Here is a 26,703-nt window from a genome sequence, read left to right as displayed (position 1 = left end):
TCGGAAATGAAAACTCATTTTCAATTATTCTCGTCTTTATCGTGCCTCAACGTCACGTAGAAAGTCGTCCCCTCGTTCTCCTCGCTCTCGAAAGAAACTGTTCCTCCCATACTCTCGATGATTTTATAAGACATCGCCAATCCCAGACCGGTACCTCCCGATTTAGTCGTGAAATTCGGTTCGGAAATCCTATCTTTTATACTTTCCGGAATCCCGCAACCATTATCCCGCACGAGTAAAATAATCTTTCCCAAAGCCGTCTTCAACTGTACGAAAACGTGCCCCTCCCGATCCTCCGGGATACTCTGCTCCGCATTCTTCAACAGATTCACGATCACCCGGTTCACCTGCTCCCGATCACCATACACGAAAACACCCGGTTCTATATCACACGTCATATTCGTCACATTCTCGTTAAACAACTTGGCACACCCGCCCACGAGTTCACTCAAATCAAACCATTCGTTATTCGCTACTTGCAATTTAGCGAAATCGGAAAATGCCGAAGCGATGGACGCCATATGATCAATCTGCTCGATCAATACAGAAGATATATCCTTAAAACGTTGTCGTACTTCCTCGATATCCCCCTTCTGCAAAGTACGCTGCATAAATTGCAAATTCAACTTCATCGGGGTCAACGGGTTCTTGATCTCGTGGGCAATCTGGCGAGCCATTTCCCTCCAGGCACTCTCACGCTCGGACTTCGCCAATTGCTTGACATTCGCGTCTAGCTTATCCACCATCTCGTTATACTCCTTCACGAGTAACCCAATCTCATCTCTCTGGTTATAAATAATTTTCTCGTTCCTTCCCCCCACACGCATCCGCCTCAACTTCTCGTTCACTATTTGCAGCGGCTTCGTGATTCGCTCCGCCACCACGCTCGACAGGATAAATGCCAATACCATCACGATCATCGCAATATTCACAGCAACAATCACGATCAGGAAAATATCTTTATTCAACTCCTCCCCTTTCGTGAAATAAGGAATACTCAACACGTACTTCTCCCCCGTCTCCAACACCAACGGCATATAAACCGCCATGTAGACCATCTCGGCAATTCGCTCGTCTTGCACGAAACTCATCTGTTCCTTCCGGACGATCTCCTTGAACGCCTCGGGATTCAACAACGTCCCGTCGAACCCTTTCTCGAAAATCATCGGTCGGGAAGTTGCTACCAGCTCCCCGTTCCAACCATAAATGTTGATATCCACCCAAAGCACATCAGCCATTCTCTTTAAAGCAGTTTCAATCTCGGGGCACTTGTCCGCATCCACGCAATTATAGCGTTCCAACTCGCTCGTGATATATTTCGACACCTGAATCACCGCCTCGCTATGCCGTCGCTCAAAACTCTTGGCGTTCCCCACGATAATCATAAGAGTCATGAGTATAAACAACCCCGCTACCAACGAGATAATATTACTCTTGATTCTGGACTTCAAGCTTGTTTGCCGGAAATTGCCCCACCCGCCGTCAAAGCGGAAAAACATCCCGTAGGAAGTCAGAATAGCACTGACAAAAATAGCGTACAGCAAATTCATGTAATACAACGAGAACACGTCATCCGCCAAGCTAACAATACATACTCCCTCATCCCCCACGGGCACGATCATGTGGGAATACCCGTCGATATTAACAGTACGAGCGTGCGCACGTGACCCGAAACGGTCTACCGTACGCGGGTAATTAAAACTTCCCTTGGCTTCGACCAACACTCCTTTCCGGTATTTGGCATAAGAATACGGGTAAACGAACTCGTTCTCGAGAGCCGTCTCGCGCGACAAAACCTGCACGTACCCTATCCCCTCGTGTCCTTTTTTAGAAGCGAAACGGATATACAGGCAAATTCCTTCATACGGCAGCATAAAACGTCCCAGGTAAACATTCTGCCCGTCAAACTGGTCAATACTATAGAAAGAGGTACTTCCCACCTGATTTCCTAACGTATCGATCATCCCGTCGTAATAATCGTAACAACCGAACTTCACGTACGGCGGCGTTACCAGTATCGTATCCCGCCCGTTACATATAATTGCCTCGCAATCATAGTAGAACCCGGTCATATCCAACAATTCCTCCGAAATGTAAGTAGCCAACACCTTCTCATTCCCCACCTTTACCAACGAATCGACCACCGTGCTCTTCTTGATCTCGTCGTTTATCTCTATCAACTTCTCCTCGAATACCGGATCGACCTCCTTCACAATCTCCACTACGTAACTGGAACGGATCTTCTGTTCCCGTTGCATCTCGCTACTCTTCGCCAAAAATATGATATAAACACAAACCACGAGAAGTGCCATCATGAATATACTCTTCTGGGTATCCATCTTCATCAAGTAAATTCCCAGGATAAACAACAAGAAAAGCGATAAGGTAAACAAACACTCGAGGGGCGTCAACGAGAAATTGAAGAAATAGCAAAGTGCCGCACAAAAAGCAATCACGACCATTACCCCCAGCAATGCCTGTTTCATCGTGAAAAGATTCCGGAAATACCGGACAGAACTATTAATCAGCACGATAAAACCCATCCCGGCAATAATCAGGGTGACAAACGCCACCACGGACGAAAAGTCGACATTAATCAACCGGGCAATATTCAAACTGACCGATGTACTCTCTATCAACATATTAATAGAGAAATGCAACATATTCGTGTAAAAAAATGCCGCCAACACGAAACCGACCAGGAAAACAAACCGATAACGCATCAGGCGGGGTTCATTGTATTTTATCCGCAACTTGTTGAACGTGATAAAAAGATAATGCGCCAGACAGAACATCGACACGAACAAGTCGCCCACGGACACGATGACTGAGCCACTCCCCCCGACCTTGCTATTCGCAAAAATCGACAAATGATACAACGTGTACGGCACCTGATAGCGCACCATAACATATCGCAAAAGGATCAGCAGGACAGAGAATCCCAACACGTACCACAATTGTTCCCTGAAACATGACGCCCGATCCAACGAAATCTCGTAAGCGTAAAACAAGAGATAAAGGAACACGAAGTAAAGTACCAACAGGAAATAATTCGGCAAAGTATCACCGTACCCCACGTTGCTCTCGATCTTGAACAAAGCCTTTCCGTCTCGGTTATAGATAGTATATCCCCCTTCTTCCCATACATTTTTAATTGTCACCTTGGTGGCATCATCCAGGTTTCCCCCGAACCGCGGGTTGAAATGATTCTTCACGTAAGTACTAGAATACGGGTAATCCTCCTTGATAAACAGGAGGGCATAATACTCCATATCCCCGATAAAACGTTTACGGACATCAAAATACAAATTATTCACCTTCACCAGCTCGCCCCCATCCCTCAACCGCTCGTACAAATTAGGAGATCCCGCCCGTTCGTCGCTCCAAAACACCAACTTCCCGTCCCTGAACCCCAGCAGGATAGAATTTCTCATTCGCCAATGCGTCTTGGGAATTTGATTATTCTCATCCAATTTCTGCAATTGCTCATCCAGGTATTTCTCCTCTGCGTGCAAACGCTCCTGAAAGAAACCGATCTGGGAATCCACAGACCAATCACTCAAAGAATATTCCCACAGCGACGCCACCAGGAGGCACCCCATGGCTAAGGCTAACACGAGCCAGAACTTTCTCATTCTCCTAATCCTCGTTTTACTCATGATGATAAGGTTCTCCTTTCAATATTGTCATTGCCCTGTACAACTGCTCCGTGAAAATCATTCTCACCATCTGGTGGGAGAATGTCATCTTGGATAATGATATTTTCATATTCGCACGTTTATAAACTTCTTCGGAAAACCCATAGGGTCCCCCGATCACGAAAACCATTCGTTTAATACTTGTCAGCATCTTCTGTGCCAAAAACTCCGCAAACGCCTTAGAAGTGTACTCGTTTCCCCGTTCATCCAGCAAAACCACGAAATCCGACGCCTCCAATTGCGCCAATATCAACTCCCCCTCCCGCTCTTTCTGCTGCACCTCGTTCATGTTCTTCGTGTTCCGCACATCCGGGATCACCTTCATCTCGTATGGAATATAATACTTCAACCGCTTCTCGTACTCGGCAATCCCCGCCCGTACAAACTCGGCATCTGTCTTTCCTATCACTAGCAAACAAACTTTCACACCACAATTTTTTTCTATTACACTAAAATGTTCATCTACACGCAAATGTAGATAAAAATACCATATCTACCGCGTATCGTTAAAAAAAAGCACACCAATATTTGCCCGAATTTCAAGAAAACACTATATTTGCACCCGTTAAAGCTAACCACTTTAGCACACGCAAGTGTAGGTCCTATAGCTCAGCTGGTTAGAGCACCTGACTCATAATCAGGGAGTCCTTGGTTCAAGCCCAAGTGGGACCACCCCTTAAAAATCAAGCACTTACGAATTGCTTCGCAAGTGCTTTTTCATTTACTTTGAACACAAATCTGAACACAACTCCGCGCCAACTCATTTCAATCGCCAATGGCAGCCCCCTGTGTTCACGCCCCGGTGTTCAAATTTTGTGTTCAGATTATTTCTTGAAAAGCTCGATGCCTGTGTTATCTTTTACAATTTTCCCGAAGTCGGCCAATACCTTATCAGCTTCTTTCTGGGAAGAAAAACGCTGCATGGGGTAGCGCTTGGTTATAGCCCAATATCCCTTATCATCGATGTAGATACATGAATCATTGGTTCCGGATAGGAATTTATGGAGGAACGCATCATAGTCATCTTCCTGTTCATCACGCATCCATGCCTTCCAGCCAGCAGTTAAAACCAAATATGAATTAGCTTCCTCTGCCGGGAGAAACGTCGAAATGTCAGTTTGAGATGGTTTGCTAGACATTGACTTATAGAAACCGTCATCGGAGACTTGGATTACCGACATATCAATGACTTTACGTTGGATCTTGACCTGACCAAAATAGTATTCAAAGATATAGTTATACATGAAATCCCAGGCCCACATATCACTATAGATTCTTAAAGTTGCATAATTATCTCCCGGACAATTTTTGCGAGTGGAAATCACATTGCAAAAACGTCTTAATCCCCACATATCAGTAAATGGAGTTTGCTCTCTGATATAATTAACTATATCAAGTATACGCGATTGATAACGTGCCAACAATCTAAAGGAATTCCTTACATCAACGAAGGCATTATCTAATTCTTTACTCATTTGAAATAGGTCTTAAGGGTTAGTATGGACTCTTGAGAAATCAGAGGCTTCGATGTCTTGATTTCATTAAACCAATGGATGTTGTAAACGCCATGTATATTGAAAGCAAGCTCTATTAGATTAAGCAATCGAATAACAGCTGATTGATTATTGCTTATCAATGGTAATGCTTCATAGTCATCACGAAGTTTTGTGATTTGAATAAGTAATGAGAGCCAAGTACACTTATTAGCAACTACATCCTTCACAAGAGATACACTCTCGGAGGCTTTTTCTGCGTTGCCGCCGACAGCTATAAAATATACCGGCTTATCCTTGCCATATTCATTTCGATAAGCAACTATTTCATTCTCCCATTGTTGTGAATACTGGCCCGAATGGTCATTGTACTTTGCCTCTATTATAACATCAAACGGTTGGAAGCGAATAAACACATCCGGCTCTACTAGGCTTGTGTTAGTAGTACGGGAGGGATCCCAATGAGGCCAAAACTCATATGCTTCAATCTGTCCAGAAACTAACGGTAGATTGTCATTGTCAAAACAAGCCGACCGTAATACACCCCAGAATAATTCATCCGGAAGCATAAGCATCGTTTCAAAGACTGACGAAGTCTTCGGATCCTCATAAGTATCTTTGTTATGGTAGGTGCTGTGAATCATATCTTATTGCGTAAGAACTTTACCAGCAAATGTTCCATAAGATTTGCCAGTTATTTCACCTATTTTATAGTAGTCACCTAGCATCTTGATGATGGAATCTAAATCAGCCTCTGTTTCGATTTGAATCTTGTCGTCCTTAATAGTTATCGGATTCCCATGGGTAAGTCCGATTTGACGCATCTTGTCTAGTGTTTGAGGTGTGAGTTCGGGAATACCGCCATTCTTCGCTATTTTAGCAAGTTTCTTATGAAGACCTGTACCGGAGTTTACCTTATCCTTCAAAATCGCCAACCCCTCGACTTTGTTTGTTTCTTCCAACTGAGAAACAATTTCAAGAGCTTTTTCTTTAAATTCCTCTTGAATACCAACAATCTGTTCAAAAGGAACCTTACGTAAAATGAAGAATGCCTCATCAACATAAACACAGTCAACCTGCCGATCTAGAGCAATTACTTCACCTTGCAACAGTTCCAGTTGATGGGTAGTTGGGTTAAGACAGGTATTAAACCAACCTTTCTTTTTTTCAGGATTTTCATTATCCTGCACTGCGACCTTAGCTTTAGAAACTTTGCGGAAAGTGAATATCGAATCACCTGATTCTTCTTCAAATCCAACACAGTATGCCCATAGCTCGATTTCGCCGCTCTGAAAGTCTTTTAATGATTTAACATGTTCAACTACTCTGCATAATTGGTTTTCGACCACATCTGCAAATGCTAGGCCCTTCCCTTTCATAGAGTAGGTGAAAAGATTATCGGTGTCTTCTGCTATCGGATCGTACTCAAGCATAGAGTAATCTTTTTTGCAGATTTTGTCCAAATCATCTATTGTTGAAGCATAAATGTATCCTCTAATTGTTTCATTAATATCGATTTGATATGCCTTATAGACATATTTACTCATTACCGACTGTTTTCTGAGTTTTTTATCTCTCAACATTCGGACAATAAAGTATAATTTAATGTCGCTCTGTAAAGTCTGTGAGATTCGCTCTCTCAAACTTTGCAACTCATTCACTGTATTAGTCTGCTGGTCTTCCATAAAATAGTTTAAAACCTATGGGGTAAATAACTAATTTCTCATCTTCTTCTATAGAATGTCCTTTAACAAGAACCAATCCATCACGTTCCTTATCTTGCTTTATTTTATATTCAATTTCATATAGAGAATATTTAAGATTTAGTATTGGATTTATCAAAACCATATTAGAGCGCACATATATGCCATAGACTATCAACATCATTACTATAAAGCATACGACATCTAGTCCAGTCGCCGAATCAGCAGAAACAAATGGAACTATATAAGTTGCAATATAACCTAATGCCTCATTATTTCTATTGTTAATTTTGAGAATCTGAGCTTTATGGCCATTCGATGACCTTTTATGTATGTTCTTTAAGAGCGTGCCTAATCCAACACAAAAAGCAATCGACAAAAGTATTAGGAAGATTGCCAATCCGAATTTACTAATTAAGCACTTTACGGATGCTATGGATACCCCTGCATAATTCAGATAATTAGCATTGTTTACAATCTGTCGCAAAGCAACAAGAACAAATAAAGGGGTATAAGAGGTTCCAAACAATACTAGCAAAGCACTGTTTTGCAAAGGATTATTTTTAGTTCCAATCTTCATGTCCTAAATATAGAATAATTTTATCTTGGTCCTAAAAACTTATCTCCGTTTAGATGTATCATGTGGTCTGGCATATCTGCAATCCATACCTCTGTCTCCCATGCTAACTGGTCAGAGAATTTTTTGAATGTCGAAAAGTCAAGAAAGGCTGAAATGTAAATTTTGCCAGCGGTGACATTTTTTGTCATAGTTTCTATCTCAACTATTCGCTTCGGATCCATAGGCCCAACAGAGGTTATGGATTCTATAAAATAAATCCAATTCTTATCCTCCCGATATAATACAACATCGGGCATTTTGTCATGAAGCGTAATCTCAAAGCCTAATTCAGATAGCTTTTCGATATTCTTCACCAAGTCCTTCTGTATGGTATCTCCAACATATAAGCATTCGGAATTTGGAGCAAATCGGGGAGCAAATTCTTCGATTATTGCTTTCTGGAGTTCATTATGCTTCCCGGGACTGAATGTAAATTCCTGTTGATTTATTCTAACAGGCATTTTCTGCATCCGTTTCTTGGAGGCATAAATCTTTGATAATGATTCGTGGTTGGACATGAACATCTGAAGTGCCATGCCCGGCTCTGAAGCAATTAAATCATCATCCGTCTGCTCTTGAATAACCTTAAGGAATTCATTTGTCAGTCGATAGCGATAGTTGGGACTATTGGTAGCCAATCCGTTGTCTTCAATAAGGGCGGCAGTGCGAAACGGATGAAGAGCTTGCTTACGGAATGTCTCTCTGGAATTTTCCGCATAAACTACGTTATAACACTCAGATGTAAACGCTATAATGTCATGAATACGAATCCACTCATTAGTAGCTTTGCACCAAGGCGTATCTTTCCTGACATTCGCCATTGCCAAAAGGGTGAACACACATATCATGCTTTGCTGTTTGGGAGGCATTCCAACCTGTGCAAGCAATATTTTAGCAGTTTCTAGTTTATCCATCGGTCAACGATTTTATCACAGTTTACTACAGTCAGTTCATGGTGCATCAACTCTCGTCCCATTTTTTCAATTACATCCCTTGATGGAATTGGAATCTGGTTAATTTCAGTTGAGTTTACTTGGGTAGAACCATTCAAGATGCGATAGTATGCATCGTATAGAGAGGAGTTAAGAAGCACGTAAAGCCCGTATGTAATACAGGGAGAATCACATTTAACGAAGTTTACCTTATTCTGTGTGCTTATATATTTGAACTGGCTATATCTTTGCTTTAAATATATCCCACACTGTAGTCTCCGCTTTTCCTCCTTAGACGTAAACCGTTTTACTAAAAGAAAATCGCTGTTCTCCTGAAGATAGGCCAGATGATCTGTTTGGATGACTTCACCCTCTTTCCCCAATGGCCATACTACACGTCCATCTTTGATATGTTGGGCGTAAAGCAAGGGGAAAGCACCTTCTTCTATATTATCACGCAAGACCTCTCGTGTTCTAAAGTCTACAATGATTCCAGTCTGCATTTTTAGCTGAATGTCCGGAAGAGTCTTAGGAAGATTGTTGATCCGTTCTATCACATTGGCATCATTTTCATCTGTTATGAGATATACATAATGATTTTTTGGCACTACGGTGTGATAGTAAGCCTCGAACTTCCTAATATCACTGAATTCGGAGTCCGAAGATGTGGTGATATTTATCGTATCAGGTTCTGTCCTTGTCTTTTTTACCTTAATGATAATGGTTTCTTGAAGGACAGACTCACCTCTAAACACTTTATCTCTGCTTTCAAATAAATGAATGTCGGTAATTACTGCATTCTCAAAAAGATATTCCCTGAATTTTTTAAAGTAAGCTCCGGATGTCCATGAACGAGGTATGATATAAACAAGCTCCTGGTTGGTTTTGAGATTATAAATACCCATAGCCCAGAATAGGAAATAAAGATTGGGTGCACCATGACAAACTAACGGCATTGACAAAGCCTCCGGAGCATCCTTTGAAACTTTGAGATAGGGCGGATTCCCTATTATGTAATCATACTTACAACTATCCTCATCAAGAAGAGTCCCTATGCCAAAATATTGACTGGTAATGTAATTCTCCGTCTTTATACAAAAGTTAATGCCATATTTTTCTTTTGCTAGCTTCAGATTTTGCTCTAAAACAGGGAGTACCACACTATCGGTTTCATAACAGGTGAGATTTACCTTACCGGTATATCCTAAACGATATATTCGATCCAAGAGGGCTGCTGACAGTATACCCGTCCCAGCTCCTGCATCCAAAAGAGTTAATTCCTCCTTGTCGATATCAATACAGAATAAGGCAGCCATATACATAGCTGTCTTAGCGGTTGTAAAAAACTGGCCAAATTTCTTCCGTTGAGATTTGGGGACACTCGCTATGAAAGCGTTGGTGTTTTCTACAACTGCATCTAGTATGTTATGATGAATTAACTCAGCCATTTTTAACACCATAAATAATCATCGGTTCTGCCGCTATACTCATATCCTCAGTGGAATTAAGTAATCTCCGAACATCAACGCCTAATAAGGTTGCTATAGATCGCAAAGTATATAAGTCTGGTTGTGAAGTATTGGTGCACCACTTGGAAACAGTGGTAGGATTAACCTTCAACTGTTCTGCTAGCCATTTGGACTTCACATTTTTTTCGCAGAGAACGACTTTTATGCGGTTGATATTTTCTGCCATACAAGATTTCTTTAATTTGAACGCAAAGTTAATGAAATTTCTTGGGAGCTGACTCATATAATGTTCAATAAAATGAGAAAACAGTAAAAAATACCACCGACAACTTAAAAAGCTGACGGTGGCATTAGTTTGGAGGGTAAATTGGATAGGAAATAGTAGATTAGGAGTGTGTCGACATCTCTATTTACTTCGTATTTGACCGTAATGAAAGTAAGATAAAGAGGAAGCCAAAATATAGTAGACCAATTAGAAGCGTCCAGCCACGAGGAAGAGTGAAGCTACCGGTGAGCTATGTATGGATACAGTTGTTGAATCGATGACGGAGTGCGGTTAGTTTTGGAAGGATGCCGGATGGGAGATTAGAAAAGAGAGGTTGGGATTTTGGAGACTCTGAATCGGTGGATGGCTCGTTGAGGATTTTCTGAAGGGCGATTTTGATGTCACGATAGTGGCGGTCAGTGAGTTTGGCTACGCCGAGCATCTTTTGAAAGAAGGCATCGTAGTCACGGGCGATGGCGGCACGCCATTCGTGGACATTTGAAAAGTAGCGTTCTCCTTTGGCTTCGCATTCCTGTCGGAGTCGTTCTTCTGCTTGGCGGTCTTCTTCCCGATGACGTTCCTGCCGTTGTTGCAGACAGTCGTGGCACGCTTTCAGAAACATTTCATAGATTTTGTCGGTGTCGATTTCGACCTGGACGTTTCCGTTGGGCATGGCAGACGGTTTGCCTTCCAGAATTAGAAGTCGATTTTTAATTTCGTTTAGCTCGTTGACATGCTGATTGTGCAGTCGGTCAACATAGTTCTTATCGGTAGTATTCATCTTCTGCGTTTGAATGGTCTGTAAATATACTGGTTGTCTTGAGCTTCCTGACGGCGACGGCGTTCATCGTTCCAGTCGAGGTCGTTGGTAGTGCCACCGCCGCCGGAAGATTGCACGACCGTGGGACCGACAAGTAAGTTAATGATCACAGACAATGGAACCAGACAAACTTCCGACGGTTCAGTGAGGGAGCTATTGGATAGCACGCCCTCTAAAAGACTTTTCGTTTTGGAACCCTCTTTGCCTGTAACCAGTTGATTCCGAGAGGGGGTCTGCGGAACATAGCCCCCCTTGCTTGAATCTCGATAGGGTGCGGTCAATTTGCCCGTACCCTCCTCAGAGTTCAACCTATGGTCTCGAAAGGGGGTGAACAAAACGTTCTCCCCCACACTTGGGGTTTCTCCGAACCGTCCTTCATAAAAGCCTTTGTTGGGGGTGGACAAAACAGCCACTCCCTCAACTGGCAATGCTCCGAACTTTGCGACGAGCTTGCCATAGGTGAGTTTCTGTTTGGATAGTTTAGAACCGGCAAACCTGTAACCGTCTTTGGTGAATGAAATACCTCGGATTTCTCCCGTGGAACGGTTGATACTGAAAGATGCTTCTATCCCATGAGCCTCCAAAGCATGTTGAAATTCAGCCCACGATGTCGAGCTGTTTGCCGCGGCGATGGCAACCGACTTTATATCGAATCGCAACTGCTGAATCGGTCGCAGTCTGTCACGGTTAACTTTCTCGCCTGTCGTGTTGCCGAATGTCAGTCCGTGACGAAGTTTGATTTTCTTGCATACATCAGCACTGCGCAACTGCTCATTGTATGCGGAGATCACGCTGCCGTCGAGGGCGATGCGACTATAAACCAGATGGCAGTGCGGATGCGCTTTATCGAAATGCCGAGCCACGATATACTGGGCGTTGGTGATGCCCATACCCCGAAGCCATTCATCGACGAGCTGCGCCATGTAGCGGTCGCCTTCCTCGTTATCGGGAAACAGATGGGCGTCCTCCGGCGAGAAAGAAATAGACACATGCTTTACCGGTTTACCGATGTGATGAATTTTTCCTTTGCTGTCCGGCCGTCGAAGTTGTGTATTGAAACTGTCGGCAATCGTCTCGTTGGAAACGACACAGACACCCTGATACGACAGTAGCCTTCCTCTCTTCTCATCGCTTTTGATGTCATTGGCATAGCTTACCAGGCCTACAAAATCAATTCTGTTTTTGAATTTGGCTATCATCACATACGGAATTTTGAGAGCAAATCGAGTGTTATTGTTAGCATACTATCAACCTTGCTTGCTACCGCATCGAAGCCCATGCCATTTGCGCATCGGATGAGCTGATTGAGATTGTTGGCGATACCCTGAAGGCTGCGGACCATCAAGTACTCCTCTTCAGTCAGAGCTTTTCGGATTGTTGTGCCCATGACGGCACGGGTAATGAATTTGTTGAGCGAGAGTCCGGCTTCACGAGCCATGTCTTTCACCACGGCATAGTTGCCGTCATCAAGATGCAGCTTGATTTCATTGCGGAGCCGCTGCCACTCCGGTTTGGACTTGCGTCCGCGCTTGGATTTTGGTTTTGTCTGTATCATTTTGAATTTGGTTGGAGGTAGAAATGGAGGGAGGAAAGATGTAGGAGGCAAGAGGTTGGGTGCGGAATCAGGATGATTTCAAGACCAGGGCGTATGCGGCAACCGAAAGGTTGACCGAGCTAATTTTTATGGGACATAAAAAACAACCTTGCAATCCTCCTCCATCTTCACTTCTGTTTCGATTGCGGAGTCTCGTAGCAGTCGGATGTATTGCCGGCTACGGCGTTCTATAAGTGGAATTGGCGAAGATTACCTTGCCAACCATATCGTTCAGACGATCGGCTATGCGGTCGCCGTATCTTGGACGGATCTCCTGAGGCGTAAGGTTGGTCGTGAGAATGGTAAACAGATGACGCTCGTAGCGAGTCATCAGCAGCTCGGGTAACGGATAGAGGACATTGCCGTAATCCATAACCTCAAGCGGTTTGGTCCCGAAATCGTCAATGGCAAGCATCCGTTTATAACAGAGACTGCGCCATTCGTCATAGTCCTCTTTGCAAACCCTCGCAAGGTCGCGGGCATTGACAATCCGGATGGAATATCGCTCGGAGTAATCATCATCAACTTTGACTTCAAATTTGTTGAGGATTTGCTGGAAGGCTTTCACAAAGGTGGTCTTGCCGTTGCCGCATCCGCCGCACAGCATAAGTCCGAATTTTGAGTGGTTGCCCGTGAGCCATTCTGCAACCTGTTCGGTCTGCGTCAACAAGGCTTCGTTCATTATAAAAGTTCTGTCGCGGCGTTCGACTTCCGCCTTCACTCCGGCGAGAAGTACACGGACGGTATCGGTCTTTGAGAACGGAAGCCTAAAACGCTCCCTCGTAGTCGCTGGCCGACTGAGCTGAGACACCAGCAGGTCGGCGAGCATCGTTGGCTGATTGATTTGTTGCATGGGTTGTCGGTTTAAGAGTCGTTTTGTTTTTATTGATTGGTTGTTTTTTAATCCAGTTTACGAAATATCTGCGGCAGTCATCTTCCTCCCTACCTTTCGTTCCCTGACATCTGAGATAGCGGAAGAAATTGCAGAGATACGATTTCAGTTCCGGCAATTCGATTTGACAGGAGGGAGAAAGAAGGAAAATGATTTCATTGAGCCACGGTTCGTCGTTAACAAGCAAAGCCTCAAGTTCATCCAAACTCAAAATCTTCACATCGCCTGTTTTATTTGAAGAATAATTTTTATCTTTAATATTTCTAACTTCTATATTATAGGGTGTCAAGCTGTCCGACAATCCAACTGTCGAACAATCCTGCAAGGTTTCCGTCAATTCATCCGAAAAACATTCCGTCAATTCATCTATCAAGACAAGTGAATACATCGGATGGGAGCCTTTGCCGGTGCCTTTGGTATAGGTGATGAAATTCCGCACCCTGAGTGATTCACGGGCATTGACAACAGTCTGTCGGGTCGTTTGGATTGCGGTGCTGATTACCGAAGTCGGACACTTGAACGGCATCTGCCATCGGCGGCTGTTCGCCCGGTTGATGAGGAAGAAGTACAGCGCAATCTCCGCTGTGGAGAATGGCTCATACTCGTTCTCTCGCCAGAACCGCTGCATGAGGAGATAGAGATTCACTCTCTTGTTCATCATTTCCTGCATGGGTAGGTGTAAATTTTTTAGTGTGTTACTGACAGCCTGGATTTTTCTTCGCGAGAAGACTTAGCGCGAGTTCTGAATCAACGATAATCTTGCGGCCACACTGAGTGATAGCCTTGTCGATCACGCCGCTCTTCTTGATTCGGTTGGCGGTCGGTATGCTGCATCCGAACAGGCGTGCTATTCCAGCCATTCCGTAAACATATTTCTTCTCTTGAGATTTCTGAGAACTTTCGTTTTCCTTTTCCGTTTTCTTAGGCTCGGAACTGCTTTGAGAGAGGAACATGAATTCCTCACCGGTCATTTGCCACAGAGGCTTGTTTAAGAGATCTTTGATATTCATATACTATGGTTTAATATTCCTTATGATAGAGGGATTTAACGTAGTTGGGTCGCAAAATTAAGTGCGATCTTGTGAACTGAAGAATCGTACACCTCTTAGCGCCGATATTTTCAGATTGTTTGGCAAAATCAATCAATCGGCACTTGTTTTTGGCACTCAAGTGGAAAATAAAAGCCGCCCGATAGACTCGGACGGCACCCAAAGCGGTTGTAAATAATTTACTACTTCAACTTAGGCTACAAAAGAGATGTTGAAGAGCGGGAGGAAAGAGACGGCAACTGTCCTAAAGGAATTGTCATTGTGTCTCACCAGGAGTATGAAAAAAACCACAACGCACACCACCTTATAGTTGAAGCACGTCAGCACTCATAAGACGCAAAATCTACATAGACTATATCGAGCTATCCTCAGAGGAGATAGCCGATGAAAACGTGAGCGCCGCAAAGATAAGTAATAATTTCTGATAACGAGAAATTTAAGGCTGACAATAATTTAGGGCTGACAATATATGTGTATCCGGACATTTTGCTCGCGACACGTATTTACTAATGAAGAAATTAGCCATAACATTGGAACGGCCTCTTTCTTTTGTGGGAAATCCTCTCCTTGTTGCAGCTTTTCTAGATAATCAGATAAGGTAGACTTGGATATAAAATCTATAATTATGTTCATCTCTCGCGTGAAGTTAGCACTTCTTTGAGCCATTTGCCACATGTTTATTGCATCAATAGCAGACTGTCCAGTTCTAATACGTGATATTCTTGTTTGTATTCCATCATTTCTATACATTCTATTCCATGTGGATTCCTTATCGGTTAATAATTTAGGTATTGGTGTGAATGTTCCTAGATTTTTTTGAGCCTGCCCAATTACTTCTTGAAAGGCAGAAGCAGAGAATCCTAATTTTTTATGTTTAGATACATAAAATGAAACCGAATGTGGAGTCAATCCTATATGATCACCCCATTCTGTTCCAAGGTCATCACATATGAATATGTCATGTTTGCTCTTAAATTTTTGTTCAACTATGTGGAATAAAGAATTCTCACTGAAATCTTCAGAGTTTATTGTAAATGACCCTTTTTCGCTAGTGGTCCAAGTGAGTTCATTCAAAGGTTGAAATATTTCGAGAAATGAATCAATATTTCCAAGCAATTGATTGTCTTTAAATAGTTTACGATCATTATATCTACTTATGCTATCTGCAAAATATACGATAAACGATTGTGTTCGATTAATATAACTCTCAAGATTCTCTTCAGTGCCGTCACCCATTGTTAATATACATCTGCCAAGAACATTGCTTTTTAATGAAATTGATTTCTTGTTGATCTTTAAGGCAATCTGATTTGGAGTGTTTTTCCCAATTATAAAATTTCCATCTCTATCATGCTCGATACTAAACGGCTTTGCTAGTATGTTTAATAATCGCAAGTATGACGGAACTATTATAATTTCACCCTTTTTGTTTATGAAAGATATGTGAGCAATTTTCGATTCTAAATCGGCGATTAGCCGTTCACGTGTGAAAAAAAGTGTAGACGGTGTTAATTGATCCCTTTGCTTTTCAAATTTAATAGGTGTTGCAAAAATTGACATGTATGTTGAATGCTCCACATAAGATTGTATTTTGGCACACACGATTTTACACCAGTGGATAAAACCAATCAATTGGTTCTTTCCGCCCAAATTACTTATTCTTGAAGTATTAAGAGATATAGATATGATTTCATTATTGTTTATTAAACGATATTGACTGAGGTTATATGTATTGGAGCCTACTGATGAGAAAGAATCTATCAAATTTTCTGCTTCTACTATTTTCTGATGCATTGCGCCTTTGGATGTGTCCAGATTTCTCATGCCCAATTTTTGTAGTGCGACCTTCTCATTCATAAAAACGTTCGCCAATATTTCATAATCAATAGGTTCAAATCTTGAAATAAAATCCGACAACCCAGAGACATACCGTTTTGATATTATTACGAATTCATCTATTTCTACGAGTAGCAGGTACGCAAACCTTATTTCAAGCCAATTATTGTCAATGACTGCTTCCTTGTGAAAGCAAGTAGGGCGACATTGTGTCTTGAATGCAATAAACGACCATTTCACGCCATCGGCATCTTTTCTGACTACTTTTTGATAATGTCGACCTACCTTATTTGCAGATATCGTTTTTAAAAGATTGTCTATTACACCATTCGTTATTTTAAAGTCTCCAATTTTGAGGAATATTGCATTTTGACTAAACTCAATATTTTCCATGGCGATAATTTATAAAAATAATTGATTTTGATTAATCTCATTTTGAGCAATAGAGGAATGTGAATTTTGTTTGATACCGTAAGGCGTTACAAGTGTAATATGAACTGCCTTTTTGGTTTGTGTGGCTTCAATGAAGTTGCCACGACGACGGCGGAGCTTCATTTCCTCGTCTTCGGTAATTGCGTACTCCTGAGCAGAGAATTTCATCTCGCACAGGTTGATTACTCCGTCATTGCGATCAATGAGTAGGTCTATCTGGGTTTTATCAATACCTTTATCCTCATCAGCCTCTGTCCTCCAACTATAAACATTGGACAAAACCCCGGATATTCCGAGGGCTTCTTTAATCTGTGAAATGTGCTGTAGGCAAACACGTTCAAATGCAAGTCCACTCCATGCGCGATGTAAGGGACTTCCAATATTGTTTGTCCAGAAATGGTTGTCGTTGTTTTTATTTCCTTGTATATACTGAAAATGAAATAGAGTGAAATTATCAATTAATTGATATATTGCATCTTTGGATTGTTTACCGATAATTGTGTATTTTCGTATAAAACCGCACCATTCAAGTTCATTGAGGTAGCGCGATAAATCTCCACCTGTAGGAATACCGCTATATTTAACTATTTCATCACGAGTCAATCCTTTGTTCTTCTTTGCCAATGCAGTCACTACCTGCATATATGGCTCTGGATTATTAAACAGTGAAGCGTATAGCTGTTCATATTCATGAGAAAGACCTTCTGCATCCTGACTGAAGAATAAAGAATCAATATTCTGAGCTAAACTAAGTTCTCGCTTAAGCAAACTCCAGTAAAAAGGGATTCCTCCAACTATCATATAATTCTCAACCATCTGATAACGGCTCAACCCTAGATTGTTCGCCTCGGAATATTGTTCACATTCGGAGAGGGTAAAGGGTTGAAGCAAAATTCTATTTGTAAGACGATTGTGGAGTCCCCCATGATTATTTATAAGTTTGTTTACAATCCAAGAGGTTGCCGACCCGCAAGCAATAAGAAGTATGTCTTTTCTTGCCGAGGCCCAGCTATTCCAAAAGTGCTCCAATCCTGATATGAAATTTGAGCGAGGTGTATCCATCCACGGAAGTTCGTCAAAGAATACAATCTTTTTGCCGTCAGGTAGAGAACCAAGCCATTCCTCCAATGCAAAAAAAGCCTCGTACCAGTTCTTGAATTGATTATACTTCTTTCCTGAAGCCTTTTTTAGAGACTCCCTGAAACTTAGAAGTTGATCCTTCATTTTTCCGCAAGCTAAGCCGGTATGCTGGAACGTAAAAGAGTAATTGAAAGTCTCGCGAATAAGAAAAGTTTTTCCTACTCGCCTACGTCCATATACTGCCACAAACTTAGAGTATTCCGAGTTTGCAGCATCCAATAGTTCTTTTTGCTCTGGTTTTCTTCCGATTATCATGATGATGCATCTAATTTCCAAGTGCAAAATTAATAATAATAATTGACAAAACCTTGTTATAATCCTCCAAAAGTGGGTCAAGCAACATAGTTTTGGAGGATTATAAGCGATTTTTCGGTGGAAAATTCACTGAATCGGTGGAACGATAAAGATTTTCTCATTGAAAGCCTGCATCATAGCGGGGGTTACATTGGATATGTAACCAGCGAGGAGTGCCGATACCTCCGATGTAGCATGTCCTACAGCATAATCGATGTAGGCGGTTATAACGCCGTGATGTGCCAAAGCTGAAATGAAGGAATTGCGGGCATATTGGGGCGTGACGCATTGGATGCCAAGTGACTCGCATACATCTTTGATGTTCTTTGAAATTCGGCGGTTGAAGTCGTGGACACGGATAGACTTCTGCTCATCTGTGATAGCATTGAGAAAGATGTCAGGGAAAACAAGTTCACCTGGGTTATATGGCGAGGCATACACATCAAGCAACTGCCGTAACTGCGGAATAATAGGTACAGACGTTTCATCAAGCTGCTTGCCGACAGGTTTGTTAGCCCTGTCAATCTTGGAACGGATAAAAACAAATTGCGGGAATTTCTGTGTGACTGCCGCCTTCTCTGTCCAGACAAGTTTAGCCATATCTATGGTATTCATGCCGTTGAGACAATAAAGGAGCAACCAGCGGCCCACGGCACGAGCGTACTTCGATTGTTTATCAGGAGAAGCAAGCCAATATTCCCACAACTTCAACACTTCTTCCACAGTCAAGGCGTTCAAGCGGCGACGGTTTCCGGCATGGATAAGACCTTTGAAATTGGGTGCCATCGTAGTATGACCGTCTTTATAAGCCTGATTGAACACGGCACGAGTGGCGCGGAGAATTACCATTCGCGTGTCCAAAGAAAGCGGCTGATCCGTGCCGTTGCGTGCTTTTTGTTCATCAAGCCATTTGGCGAAGCGTGTGATTATGGCGGTATCGACAGCTCCGAGCGAAATGGGCTTATCCTTTCGGAAGAGCTTGAACCAGTCAAGCGCAGAAGAATACATCGCGCGGGTCTTTACCTTTTCTTTCGATGCGCCAAGTGCTGCCCAATAAGAAAAAGTGTCGTCCGCCCTCATTGTCTTTTCCGTCATTTTCCCCTCGGACTTTTCAACATGGCTTTTGAGGTCGGCAACCGAGAACCGATTGAGCAAAATAAGTTCGTCTGTTTTGGCGCATATTTGGTCAAACACCTTGCGAAGTTTCTTTCGGGTCTCAATGGCAGCATTTGATTTGGAAAACAATGCTTCGTATTCTTTCAATGACGATACCTTTAGCCCGGTCGGAAAATATCGCCGCAACCGCTGATGAGTGACGCAGACTGACAACGGCACAGACTTGCCTGTGTCGAATTTATATCTGTTGTCCGGAGCGAGAATGATATATATCGTCGCTCCTGCAAACCGCCGGGATTCATCGTTAAAAAGAGCCTTGTTCATATAGCTGTGTTCAAAGTTGTGTTCAAGTTTTTATCAGACATGCCAGACCCTATAAAAAATCAGGGAGCGTATTCAGCAAATGGGATTTGAACACATTTTGAACACAACTCACCATTTTCAAGAGATCTTATGCAAAATTACAAAGTTACATCGACACACGCAAATATCTGATAATCAAATTACATGCCAATCATGGAATTTCATTCAATTTCATTAATAATCACCACTTCCACCTACTCATAATCAGGGGGTCCTTGGTTCAAGCCCAAGTGGGACCACCTTTTACACAAGAAACTCGCTGTAAGTCAGCGAGTTTTTCTTTTTGTGGTACGGTATTTGGTACGGTATTTATACAATTTCAATGACAAAAATCTAGGCTCAGAGTCGGAATTAAACCCATCTCCCAATAGACACTTTTCATCACTTCATTTACTTTTTCTGAGGAAATTGTATTATTCAAGACTGCAATCGCATCATGAATGGCAAAACACCTACCCCCTTTCAATTTCCACAATCGGGTTAAAATTTCTCTAAAGATTGTACTTTCTAGCTGCATTAATTTAAGAGGGAGTAATACAGAATCCTTGTCTTTGTGACCTCGTTTAGTTTGCTTACCTTGCTCGATGCCGGTGGAAATTCCAATGTAATTGACCCCTAGAATCCAACTTAAATTGCCCCCCTGTAAATTTTTCCCAGAAACGGCTAAATTATCTCGTTGTACGCGCGCATAAAATTCTACCGGTATGCCATTATTATTATTAAATTTTATTCACAAATATAGTAATTTTATCTTTTAGCTTGCAATTTTCTAATAGAGTCCCCGTGTAATTCAATTCGAATAGCCTGGTGAACAATCCTATCCAGGACGGCATCTGCAATAGTTTTTTCCCCGATAATATCGTACCAGTCTTTCACGGGGACTTGTGAAGTGATAAGCGTTGATTTTTTCCCGTGCCGGTCTTCCACGATATCCATTAAATTCATTCTTCCCCCGGCATCAAAAGGTTGTATCCCGAAATCATCCAACACCAGTAAGTCCGCCCGTTCTATTTTTTTTAGTTCTTGTAAAATTGTACCTTTCGCTTTAGCCATTTTCAACAGGCCCATTAACCTGGCCGTGTTAGCGTAAAGTACTTTCATCCCTTTCTGGCAAGCTCTATATCCTAGCGCCGTGGCTATGTAGCTTTTTCCCGTTCCCGAGCTGCCCGTGATGAACAAGTCCCTGGATTCCTTGACGAAAGATAATTCCGCGAGCCTTTCTAGCAGGTTGCGCTCGAGCCCTCGTTCCAGGGAATAATCCACTTCTTCCAGGGATGCCTTGTAACGAAAAGAAGCTTGCTTGATCAATCTTTCTATCATCCGGTTACAACGGTCGTCCCACTCGTTGGAAACCAGCCACGCCACGAATTGGTCGGTTGTCATCGATTCCGTTTTGAAACTCTCCATGCTTGTTTTAAAAGCGTTATACATGCCTAGGAGGCGCATCTGGCGCATCTTGTCCAGCGTTTCTTGATTCATTTCCATTTTTCTCGTGATATTTAGTTATAATATTCTTTTCCCCTTATGTTCTCGTGCGAGGGCATGTCCGATCGCTTGTTATCATCCTCGTTTTCTTCCAGGGGTAATTCATCTTGCCTGTTTTTCAGTATTTCTTCTATGGCCGGGTAATTGTACAATCCATGGCTGGAAGCCCACCGGCAAGCGTTAACCAGTCTCTTCTCGCCCACTCGTGAAGCGAAATTCAGAATCCCGCGACAGGACTTGCAAGCTTGTTCCGGGTGAACTTTCACCTCGATCACGTGACGAATGTAATCTTCCACGTCCGGGTGCATGGAGGCGGCTTCCGAGAGGTACTTTCCCGGGTTCCAGTCCACCGGGACCCGTTGGCTGGGGGCCAGGTGATCCACGTCATGGGTGTAGCCATACGGCTTGTATCCCCTTTGATGAACCGCGACTTTCTCGTATTTTAGATAGATCTCCACTTTCTCGCTATTATACAGGATGTTCACCTTTTTCCCGATATGGCGGTACGGCACGCTATAATAATGACTTTCCAGTCGCACGTAACCGTTCCTTTGCACGGTTGCCACGTGACGTCGCTTGAGTTCAAAACGGATCGGGTTTAGCGATCCCATGCAATCTCGCTCTATTTCCTCGTATTGTTCACGACGGCTATAACTTCGCCCGGTTAACAGGCTATTGTTGTGTAACTCGAGTGCCACGCGGATCGCGGCATTGAGAGATTCCAGGTCATGAAACACGCGGCCTTCAAGACGAGTGTAAATACCCCGGTAAACGAGCTTGACCGCTCCCTCCACGAGTGCCTTGTCCCTTGGCTTACGCACCCTGGCGGGAATGACAACACACCCGTAATGCTCGGCAAAAGCCGCGAAATCCTCGTTCAATTCTGCCTCGTAACGACTCGGCTTGTTCACGGCTGATTTCAAATTGTCCGGAACGATGACCGCCGGGGTTCCCCCGTAAAAAAGCAAGGCGGACTCGCAAGCGTGAATCAAATCTTCCTTGCGCTGGCTCATCACCGCCTCCACGTAAGTTAGCTGGCTACACGGGAGGATGGACACGAACACTTCCACGGGTATCGTTTGACCAGTGTCGCGATCCACTAGCGCGAGCTTGTCCCCGGCGTAATCAATGAACATCTTGTCTCCCGCCTTGTGTTCCAGGTGGGCAACCGGGTGAGATAATGCCAGGTAAGCTTGAAAATAATTACAAAAACGACTCCGGGCGTAACCGTCAGGATGACTGGAGCGGTATTCCTGGAATAGTTGCTGGCGAGTTACTCCTTTCTTTTTTAGGCGTTTAGCATAGCCAGGGAGGAGCGTTTGCAATTCCTTGTAACGGGCGGGCGGTTCTTCCGACGACTTGTCTTTCTCCTGGAACAGGCTACAAAGAGAAGAATCATCCATGGAAAGAATTGCTTCAAGTGACAAGCCGCTCTTTTGATAAACCTGTAAATACTTCTTGACCGTGTTGCGGGACATGTTTAACATGCTACTGATACTCCTTGTTCCGCTACCAGAGGCATAACATCGTAATACTTGACGAATTTTGTTCATGCTTATTGCTTTATTGGGCATATATCTGTTTTTTTATTTATTTAACAGATAAGGTAGTATTCTCGCGCGTGTAAAACAAATATTTGATCATTTTCTGGGATCATTTTCCCTGGGATTAACCGGGTCAATTTCCCGTGGATTTAAGGGATCTATTTATATTGGAAAAGATGGGGCAAATTAGTGCGGATTTTCCACTTATCATCAAACTTACTAAGATATATTTCTGTTGTCTTTATATCTTGGTGTCCTAATGCTTGGGAGATTAGAGCTATATTAACACCAGTATTCTTCAAAATGCTAGCAAATGAATGCCTAGCAACATAAGTAGTTACATCTGCATCTATTTCCAATTCCGAAGCAAGAAGTTTCAACTCCTTATTGATCTTGGCAAGCATCTTGTGGAGCCTATTTTTCTTTTGTACCGATGTTTTATGCACTCTATTATCATAGATTGGGAAAAGATAGCCAGCCTCCTTCTGGTAAGGGGCATACTTCTTTATTATCTCTTTTGCCTGCTCACATAACTTAAAATTAATCGCTCCATGAGTCTTCTGCCTGTGATAACGAAGTCTTCCCCTGTGTACATTATAGGAGGTCAAGTTAGCCATATCTACTAGAGAAATACCACCACTCAAGTAAGCGAAAGTAAATATATCACGAGTAAATTCCCTTATGAAAGTAGCATTTATGGTTTCCGTGGTAATAATCCTCATCATATCCTCTTTAGATAATGCCCTCTTTCTGGTTGAGGTATCAAATTTACTCACCTTATATTCATCAAAAGGATAGTATTTCTTATTTACAATTTTAGCCTCGATAGCCTTATTAAATGTACTCCGTAAAGTTCTAAAAAGTACACTTAAAGTTGTCCCCTTACACTTCTTTCCTACAAGCCAACTTTCATACCGTTTTAACCAAGCAACATCTATTGAACTAAAAGGAATATCTAAATTAGAAGAAGTGAAATCCTTTAATGAATTATAGGAATATTTATAAACCAATCTATTCCCCTCATTTCCAGAATCTCTAAAACTAACCAACAACTCTTTATAGAACTCTCCCACCGTCTTATTTACTAGCTTTACTTTCTTACTTTCCACTAGCAAAGCTGCCGTGTACTCCTTTTGCTCTGCTACAAATTCCAGTATCTGACGCTGATACTCAACTTGTTTATCCAAAATAATCTTCTCTATTAATTCCTTATTAGGACATCTAGGGGTTGGTTTATTCTTTTCAAAATCCCAATATTTAGGAAAGATAGCAATACCCAAACTTACATACTTTGGTTTTCTATCTTTTGTAACCCGAAGCATTAAAGGGGATTTTCCATTAGAAAGCACCTTAGATTTGTAACAAACCACTGATACTGAAGCATTCATACTAAATTTCTGGTTTAAACCTCAGTTTAAACATTTGCTCAAATCCACCCAAAAATCACGACAATAAAAAAACAGCTACTTTCGTAACTGTCTCATTTTCTGTCGGGGTGACAGGATTCGAACCTGCGACCCTCTGCTCCCAAAGCAGATGCGCTACATTTTTTCATGTGCATCTTCAAGGTAGCATTAAAACTGATTAACAGCTACATATAAGCTTCTTTAGTTTCTTTATTCCTTAACTTTTTTATCGTGGTTTAACGCTGAGTTTACTTTACACGTAAATCAAGAAGGATTAATACTATTAATGAACTCACTCTTATTTTATGCTCAAATATAAGTAACATATAGCTTATATACAAGTAACTTACCACTAAATTATGGTGGTTGGGATATGATTTTTATACACATACTTCCTGTTATTAATTGGTTATACATTAAATTCCAACTTAATTCATATCTCTAATTGAAATACGTAAGTTGGTGAATAATATTTCTATTGAGTATATATAACTAAATCTAATACAATTTTCCACCAAATAAAAAAAGCAATAGAGGTGAATCCATTGCCTTAATACTATCTCTGTATTTAATGTTACTTATTCCCGTAGTAATTGTTCCACTTCATTCTTCAAAAGGGGTAAATGGTTGACAACAATGCTCCAAAGAATATCTACTGAAAGACTATCGTAACCATGTATTATATAGTTACGAGCGTCCACAATCTTACGAGCGTTGGTAATCGCAATATCTTTGTTCTCTTTTAAAATTCTATTCATCGCCTCGCCTATAATTTCGATACACCTTTCTATCGCTCTTTGCAAACGAATATCTCGACAAAATTCTTCAAACAACTTCGGTTGCCCGTCAAAGAACGTTTCAATATCATCAATCGCATTAAGTATATCTTGCAGGTGTTTCTTGGTAAAGTTATCCATATATCAATGCTTTAGTTTGCTCGATATTTTCTTTTAAATAATGGTTACGAATAGCGTGTTCTTCCAGTAAATCAACTTCCCTCCCTAAAATATCTTCTAAAGCGTATTTCAGATCAAAGAAATTGCTGAAGTAATCCGTTATTTGCGCCTTGTCGAAGTTGACGATAAAATCAATATCGCTCTCCTTGTTGAATCGGTTGGTGAGAATAGAACCGAAGACAAATAATTTATTCACCTTATATTTTTTACACAAGGCAATTATTCTATCAATATTTAATTCTATTAAATTCATATAATTATTCTCTTTTATTATAAGGAATAGCGGTTAATATCTTTAGGCTTCTCTCTCATAGATCAATATTTTATCCTGTTCTGCCGATTCTTTAGCGAAATCTTTCAACTGTCCTTCTTCCACCAAATCAATTTTCTTGTACAGAAGAGATTGTAAAGCGTTCACGATACCAATATACTTGAAAAGAGTAACATTAGCATTCTTGTCAAAGCGTACAAGTATATCAATATCACTCTCCCTTGATTCTTCTCCACGAGAATAAGAACCAAACACCCATGCTTTCTCAACTGGTTGTAGCGTGAAGAACTCTCTTAGTTTATTGATAATAGCTTGTTTCATATTTGCTCTTTTTGCAAAAATAGTGAATGTTGAGGTGAAAACCATGATGTTAGGAGTAACTAATAGTTAAATATTTGAGTTGGTGACTTTTCCTCAGAATAGGTATATATAACTGAATCCATGATAATTTTTCACTTCTTAAAATGAATACATGCCCATCTTTATTAAATATGCAAGTGAATATTTATAAAGCCAGAGAATCGCCACAAACTACAAACATTTGATAATAAGAGAGATGACTGCAAATAAAGAAAGTATACATTTCTTGTGAGGACAAAAAAGAAGGCTCACCTGATGACAAGCCCTATTGCTAGATAAAGTCTAAACTATTGTAATGTTTATTGTATCTCAGCCCTGTATTTAATTAATCTATCGTATAGTTCTGTTTTAATATCATTCTGTGATTCAAATAGCATATCAAAACTGACAAATGTTTTAAAAATTCTTCTACACCCTTCCTTTTTACCAAAAACGGCTCCCTCGTTACAAGTTCCATAAAATTCATCACCCTCTCCCGCTCTAAATTGTGTGGTGGGATTAACTTTAAAAAATCTTTTAATCACGTCTATTGGTTTTATGTTCTCATCCTTTAGAAAGCGTGTCCTGTAACGAGAAAAGAAATGAGGTGAGTATAGATATAATTCATCAAAAGCCACAGAAAATGTCATTGCGTAAATACCATTGTTATCATATAAAGATACTATCGTGTATAACAGGTTTTCTAGCCAATTCTTTTTATCTCTTATTTCAAAGAATACAAGATATTTATTCTTCCTGTGGGATGTAAATGTTACAGGTGGAAAGTAAAGAGGAAATTGACATTGAGGGGTTGTTACAATAGTATGTCTATATCTTGGGACAATCTTTTCCATGTAATTATGAACTTCGTAACGATCACGTTGCACCTCTTTGTGAATTTCTTCGTCTGACATTGTTCCTGTTATCATGGCTTCATAGCTTTAAATACGCCACTAAGATATAAATAAATAGGATAATTTAAAAGAG

The 26,703-nt window shown here is 41.5% G+C and carries 25 protein-coding genes and 1 tRNA gene; 1 reads left to right on the top strand and 25 read right to left on the bottom strand.

The window, feature by feature from the left end; translation table 11 throughout:
• Positions 1-20: 20 nt before the first annotated feature.
• Positions 21-3,635, bottom strand: a complete 3,615-nt coding sequence (locus BN8899_RS12115; RefSeq protein ID WP_018337275.1) for a sensor histidine kinase — start codon at positions 3,633-3,635, stop codon at positions 21-23.
• Between the two features lie 16 nt (positions 3,636-3,651).
• Positions 3,652-4,125, bottom strand: coding sequence for a 23S rRNA (pseudouridine(1915)-N(3))-methyltransferase RlmH (rlmH, locus tag BN8899_RS12110; protein ID WP_026207418.1), 474 nt, complete (start codon positions 4,123-4,125; stop codon positions 3,652-3,654).
• A 171-nt stretch (positions 4,126-4,296) separates the two neighbouring features.
• Here rlmH and BN8899_RS12105 point away from each other — a divergent pair.
• Positions 4,297-4,370: transfer RNA gene (locus BN8899_RS12105), tRNA-Ile, on the top strand.
• Positions 4,371-4,522: 152 nt separating this feature from the next.
• On the opposite strand, the gene BN8899_RS12100 is transcribed toward BN8899_RS12105, so the two are convergent.
• The 23 genes from BN8899_RS12100 to BN8899_RS11985 form a co-directional block, all read right to left on the bottom strand.
• A complete protein-coding gene (locus BN8899_RS12100; RefSeq protein WP_065219637.1) occupies positions 4,523-5,173 on the bottom strand; it encodes a hypothetical protein in 651 nt (216 codons plus the stop codon).
• On the bottom strand, positions 5,170-5,760 hold the full coding sequence (locus BN8899_RS12095; RefSeq protein ID WP_148375410.1) for a hypothetical protein: 591 nt from the start codon (positions 5,758-5,760) through the stop codon (positions 5,170-5,172). The genes BN8899_RS12100 and BN8899_RS12095 overlap by 4 nt, the downstream gene beginning before the upstream one ends.
• Before the next feature lie 78 nt (positions 5,761-5,838).
• The gene (locus BN8899_RS12090; protein ID WP_065219635.1) at positions 5,839-6,876 is read right to left on the bottom strand and encodes a Kiwa anti-phage protein KwaB-like domain-containing protein; all 1,038 of its coding nucleotides are present in this window, start codon (positions 6,874-6,876) and stop codon (positions 5,839-5,841) included.
• Entirely contained in the window at positions 6,857-7,474 is a 618-nt protein-coding gene (locus tag BN8899_RS12085) for a hypothetical protein (protein WP_065219634.1), read from the bottom strand. Before BN8899_RS12085 ends, BN8899_RS12090 begins: the two co-directional genes overlap by 20 nt.
• A 20-nt stretch (positions 7,475-7,494) precedes the next feature.
• Positions 7,495-8,427 (bottom strand): BsuBI/PstI family type II restriction endonuclease, encoded by a 933-nt coding sequence (locus tag BN8899_RS12080; protein WP_065219633.1) that lies wholly within the window; start codon positions 8,425-8,427, stop codon positions 7,495-7,497.
• On the bottom strand, positions 8,415-9,893 hold the full coding sequence (locus tag BN8899_RS12075) for an Eco57I restriction-modification methylase domain-containing protein (protein ID WP_065219632.1): 1,479 nt from the start codon (positions 9,891-9,893) through the stop codon (positions 8,415-8,417). Before BN8899_RS12075 ends, BN8899_RS12080 begins: the two co-directional genes overlap by 13 nt.
• Positions 9,886-10,140, bottom strand: a complete 255-nt coding sequence (locus BN8899_RS12070) for a helix-turn-helix transcriptional regulator (protein ID WP_065219631.1) — start codon at positions 10,138-10,140, stop codon at positions 9,886-9,888. The genes BN8899_RS12075 and BN8899_RS12070 overlap by 8 nt, the downstream gene beginning before the upstream one ends.
• Positions 10,141-10,429: 289 nt before the next feature.
• Complete coding sequence (locus BN8899_RS12065) at positions 10,430-10,960, bottom strand: hypothetical protein (protein ID WP_065219630.1); 531 nt, start codon at positions 10,958-10,960, stop codon at positions 10,430-10,432.
• Complete coding sequence (locus tag BN8899_RS12060) at positions 10,957-12,198, bottom strand: relaxase/mobilization nuclease domain-containing protein (protein WP_065219629.1); 1,242 nt, start codon at positions 12,196-12,198, stop codon at positions 10,957-10,959. The genes BN8899_RS12065 and BN8899_RS12060 overlap by 4 nt, the downstream gene beginning before the upstream one ends.
• Complete coding sequence (gene mobC / locus BN8899_RS12055) at positions 12,198-12,554, bottom strand: plasmid mobilization protein (RefSeq protein WP_065219628.1); 357 nt, start codon at positions 12,552-12,554, stop codon at positions 12,198-12,200. Before mobC ends, BN8899_RS12060 begins: the two co-directional genes overlap by 1 nt.
• Positions 12,555-12,771: 217 nt before the next feature.
• Positions 12,772-13,446: a P-loop NTPase family protein gene (locus tag BN8899_RS12050; RefSeq protein WP_231932337.1), complete on the bottom strand. Its 675-nt coding sequence runs from the start codon at positions 13,444-13,446 to the stop codon at positions 12,772-12,774.
• Positions 13,361-14,155, bottom strand: coding sequence for a DUF7833 domain-containing protein (locus tag BN8899_RS12045; protein ID WP_065219627.1), 795 nt, complete (start codon positions 14,153-14,155; stop codon positions 13,361-13,363). Before BN8899_RS12045 ends, BN8899_RS12050 begins: the two co-directional genes overlap by 86 nt.
• Before the next feature lie 25 nt (positions 14,156-14,180).
• Entirely contained in the window at positions 14,181-14,495 is a 315-nt protein-coding gene (locus BN8899_RS12040) for a DUF3853 family protein (RefSeq protein WP_065219626.1), read from the bottom strand.
• A gap of 492 nt (positions 14,496-14,987) precedes the next feature.
• Complete coding sequence (locus tag BN8899_RS12035; RefSeq protein WP_065219625.1) at positions 14,988-16,763, bottom strand: hypothetical protein; 1,776 nt, start codon at positions 16,761-16,763, stop codon at positions 14,988-14,990.
• A gap of 9 nt (positions 16,764-16,772) precedes the next feature.
• A complete protein-coding gene (locus BN8899_RS12030; RefSeq protein ID WP_065219624.1) occupies positions 16,773-18,197 on the bottom strand; it encodes an AAA family ATPase in 1,425 nt (474 codons plus the stop codon).
• Between the two features lie 126 nt (positions 18,198-18,323).
• Positions 18,324-19,676 (bottom strand): phage integrase SAM-like domain-containing protein, encoded by a 1,353-nt coding sequence (locus tag BN8899_RS12025; RefSeq protein WP_065219623.1) that lies wholly within the window; start codon positions 19,674-19,676, stop codon positions 18,324-18,326.
• A gap of 786 nt (positions 19,677-20,462) precedes the next feature.
• Positions 20,463-21,200, bottom strand: coding sequence for an IS21-like element helper ATPase IstB (istB, locus tag BN8899_RS12015; RefSeq protein ID WP_065218023.1), 738 nt, complete (start codon positions 21,198-21,200; stop codon positions 20,463-20,465).
• Between the two features lie 14 nt (positions 21,201-21,214).
• Positions 21,215-22,753, bottom strand: a complete 1,539-nt coding sequence (gene istA, locus BN8899_RS12010) for an IS21 family transposase (protein ID WP_065218306.1) — start codon at positions 22,751-22,753, stop codon at positions 21,215-21,217.
• Between the two features lie 149 nt (positions 22,754-22,902).
• A complete protein-coding gene (locus BN8899_RS12005; RefSeq protein WP_065219621.1) occupies positions 22,903-24,132 on the bottom strand; it encodes a site-specific integrase in 1,230 nt (409 codons plus the stop codon).
• A 596-nt stretch (positions 24,133-24,728) separates the two neighbouring features.
• A complete protein-coding gene (locus BN8899_RS12000; RefSeq protein ID WP_065219620.1) occupies positions 24,729-25,067 on the bottom strand; it encodes a HepT-like ribonuclease domain-containing protein in 339 nt (112 codons plus the stop codon).
• Positions 25,060-25,359, bottom strand: coding sequence for a nucleotidyltransferase family protein (locus BN8899_RS11995; RefSeq protein ID WP_065219619.1), 300 nt, complete (start codon positions 25,357-25,359; stop codon positions 25,060-25,062). Before BN8899_RS11995 ends, BN8899_RS12000 begins: the two co-directional genes overlap by 8 nt.
• 42 nt (positions 25,360-25,401) lie before the next feature.
• On the bottom strand, positions 25,402-25,698 hold the full coding sequence (locus BN8899_RS11990) for a nucleotidyltransferase family protein (RefSeq protein WP_065219618.1): 297 nt from the start codon (positions 25,696-25,698) through the stop codon (positions 25,402-25,404).
• Between the two features lie 338 nt (positions 25,699-26,036).
• Positions 26,037-26,645, bottom strand: a complete 609-nt coding sequence (locus BN8899_RS11985) for a hypothetical protein (protein WP_065219617.1) — start codon at positions 26,643-26,645, stop codon at positions 26,037-26,039.
• Positions 26,646-26,703: the final 58 nt, after the last annotated feature.

Source organism: Butyricimonas sp. Marseille-P2440 (genome assembly GCF_900091675.1).
GTDB classification, from domain to species: Bacteria; Bacteroidota; Bacteroidia; order Bacteroidales; family Marinifilaceae; genus Butyricimonas; species Butyricimonas synergistica.
Note: the sequence above shows the minus strand (reverse complement) of the source record. Positions and strands in the feature narration are given on the sequence as shown.

What these genes read in the sequence shown, in the direction of transcription:
- BN8899_RS12070 (WP_065219631.1), bottom strand. Translation starts at nt 10,140, where the DNA reads ATGGCAGAAAATATCAACCGCATAAAAGTCGTTCTCTGCGAAAAAAAT.
- BN8899_RS12090 (WP_065219635.1), bottom strand. Translation starts at nt 6,876, where the DNA reads ATGGAAGACCAGCAGACTAATACAGTGAATGAGTTGCAAAGTTTGAGA.
- BN8899_RS12115 (WP_018337275.1), bottom strand. Translation starts at nt 3,635, where the DNA reads ATGAGAAAGTTCTGGCTCGTGTTAGCCTTAGCCATGGGGTGCCTCCTG.
- istA (WP_065218306.1), bottom strand. Translation starts at nt 22,753, where the DNA reads ATGAACAAAATTCGTCAAGTATTACGATGTTATGCCTCTGGTAGCGGA.
- BN8899_RS12000 (WP_065219620.1), bottom strand. Translation starts at nt 25,067, where the DNA reads ATGGATAACTTTACCAAGAAACACCTGCAAGATATACTTAATGCGATT.
- BN8899_RS12080 (WP_065219633.1), bottom strand. Translation starts at nt 8,427, where the DNA reads ATGGATAAACTAGAAACTGCTAAAATATTGCTTGCACAGGTTGGAATG.
- BN8899_RS12005 (WP_065219621.1), bottom strand. Translation starts at nt 24,132, where the DNA reads ATGAATGCTTCAGTATCAGTGGTTTGTTACAAATCTAAGGTGCTTTCT.
- BN8899_RS11985 (WP_065219617.1), bottom strand. Translation starts at nt 26,645, where the DNA reads ATGATAACAGGAACAATGTCAGACGAAGAAATTCACAAAGAGGTGCAA.
- BN8899_RS12065 (WP_065219630.1), bottom strand. Translation starts at nt 10,960, where the DNA reads ATGAATACTACCGATAAGAACTATGTTGACCGACTGCACAATCAGCAT.
- BN8899_RS11995 (WP_065219619.1), bottom strand. Translation starts at nt 25,359, where the DNA reads ATGAATTTAATAGAATTAAATATTGATAGAATAATTGCCTTGTGTAAA.
- istB (WP_065218023.1), bottom strand. Translation starts at nt 21,200, where the DNA reads ATGGAAATGAATCAAGAAACGCTGGACAAGATGCGCCAGATGCGCCTC.
- BN8899_RS12075 (WP_065219632.1), bottom strand. Translation starts at nt 9,893, where the DNA reads ATGGCTGAGTTAATTCATCATAACATACTAGATGCAGTTGTAGAAAAC.
- BN8899_RS12050 (WP_231932337.1), bottom strand. Translation starts at nt 13,446, where the DNA reads ATGCAACAAATCAATCAGCCAACGATGCTCGCCGACCTGCTGGTGTCT.
- BN8899_RS12095 (WP_148375410.1), bottom strand. Translation starts at nt 5,760, where the DNA reads ATGCTTCCGGATGAATTATTCTGGGGTGTATTACGGTCGGCTTGTTTT.
- BN8899_RS12100 (WP_065219637.1), bottom strand. Translation starts at nt 5,173, where the DNA reads ATGAGTAAAGAATTAGATAATGCCTTCGTTGATGTAAGGAATTCCTTT.
- BN8899_RS12030 (WP_065219624.1), bottom strand. Translation starts at nt 18,197, where the DNA reads ATGATAATCGGAAGAAAACCAGAGCAAAAAGAACTATTGGATGCTGCA.
- BN8899_RS11990 (WP_065219618.1), bottom strand. Translation starts at nt 25,698, where the DNA reads ATGAAACAAGCTATTATCAATAAACTAAGAGAGTTCTTCACGCTACAA.
- mobC (WP_065219628.1), bottom strand. Translation starts at nt 12,554, where the DNA reads ATGATACAGACAAAACCAAAATCCAAGCGCGGACGCAAGTCCAAACCG.
- BN8899_RS12085 (WP_065219634.1), bottom strand. Translation starts at nt 7,474, where the DNA reads ATGAAGATTGGAACTAAAAATAATCCTTTGCAAAACAGTGCTTTGCTA.
- BN8899_RS12040 (WP_065219626.1), bottom strand. Translation starts at nt 14,495, where the DNA reads ATGAATATCAAAGATCTCTTAAACAAGCCTCTGTGGCAAATGACCGGT.
- BN8899_RS12025 (WP_065219623.1), bottom strand. Translation starts at nt 19,676, where the DNA reads ATGAACAAGGCTCTTTTTAACGATGAATCCCGGCGGTTTGCAGGAGCG.
- BN8899_RS12045 (WP_065219627.1), bottom strand. Translation starts at nt 14,155, where the DNA reads ATGCAGGAAATGATGAACAAGAGAGTGAATCTCTATCTCCTCATGCAG.
- BN8899_RS12035 (WP_065219625.1), bottom strand. Translation starts at nt 16,763, where the DNA reads ATGGAAAATATTGAGTTTAGTCAAAATGCAATATTCCTCAAAATTGGA.
- BN8899_RS12060 (WP_065219629.1), bottom strand. Translation starts at nt 12,198, where the DNA reads ATGATAGCCAAATTCAAAAACAGAATTGATTTTGTAGGCCTGGTAAGC.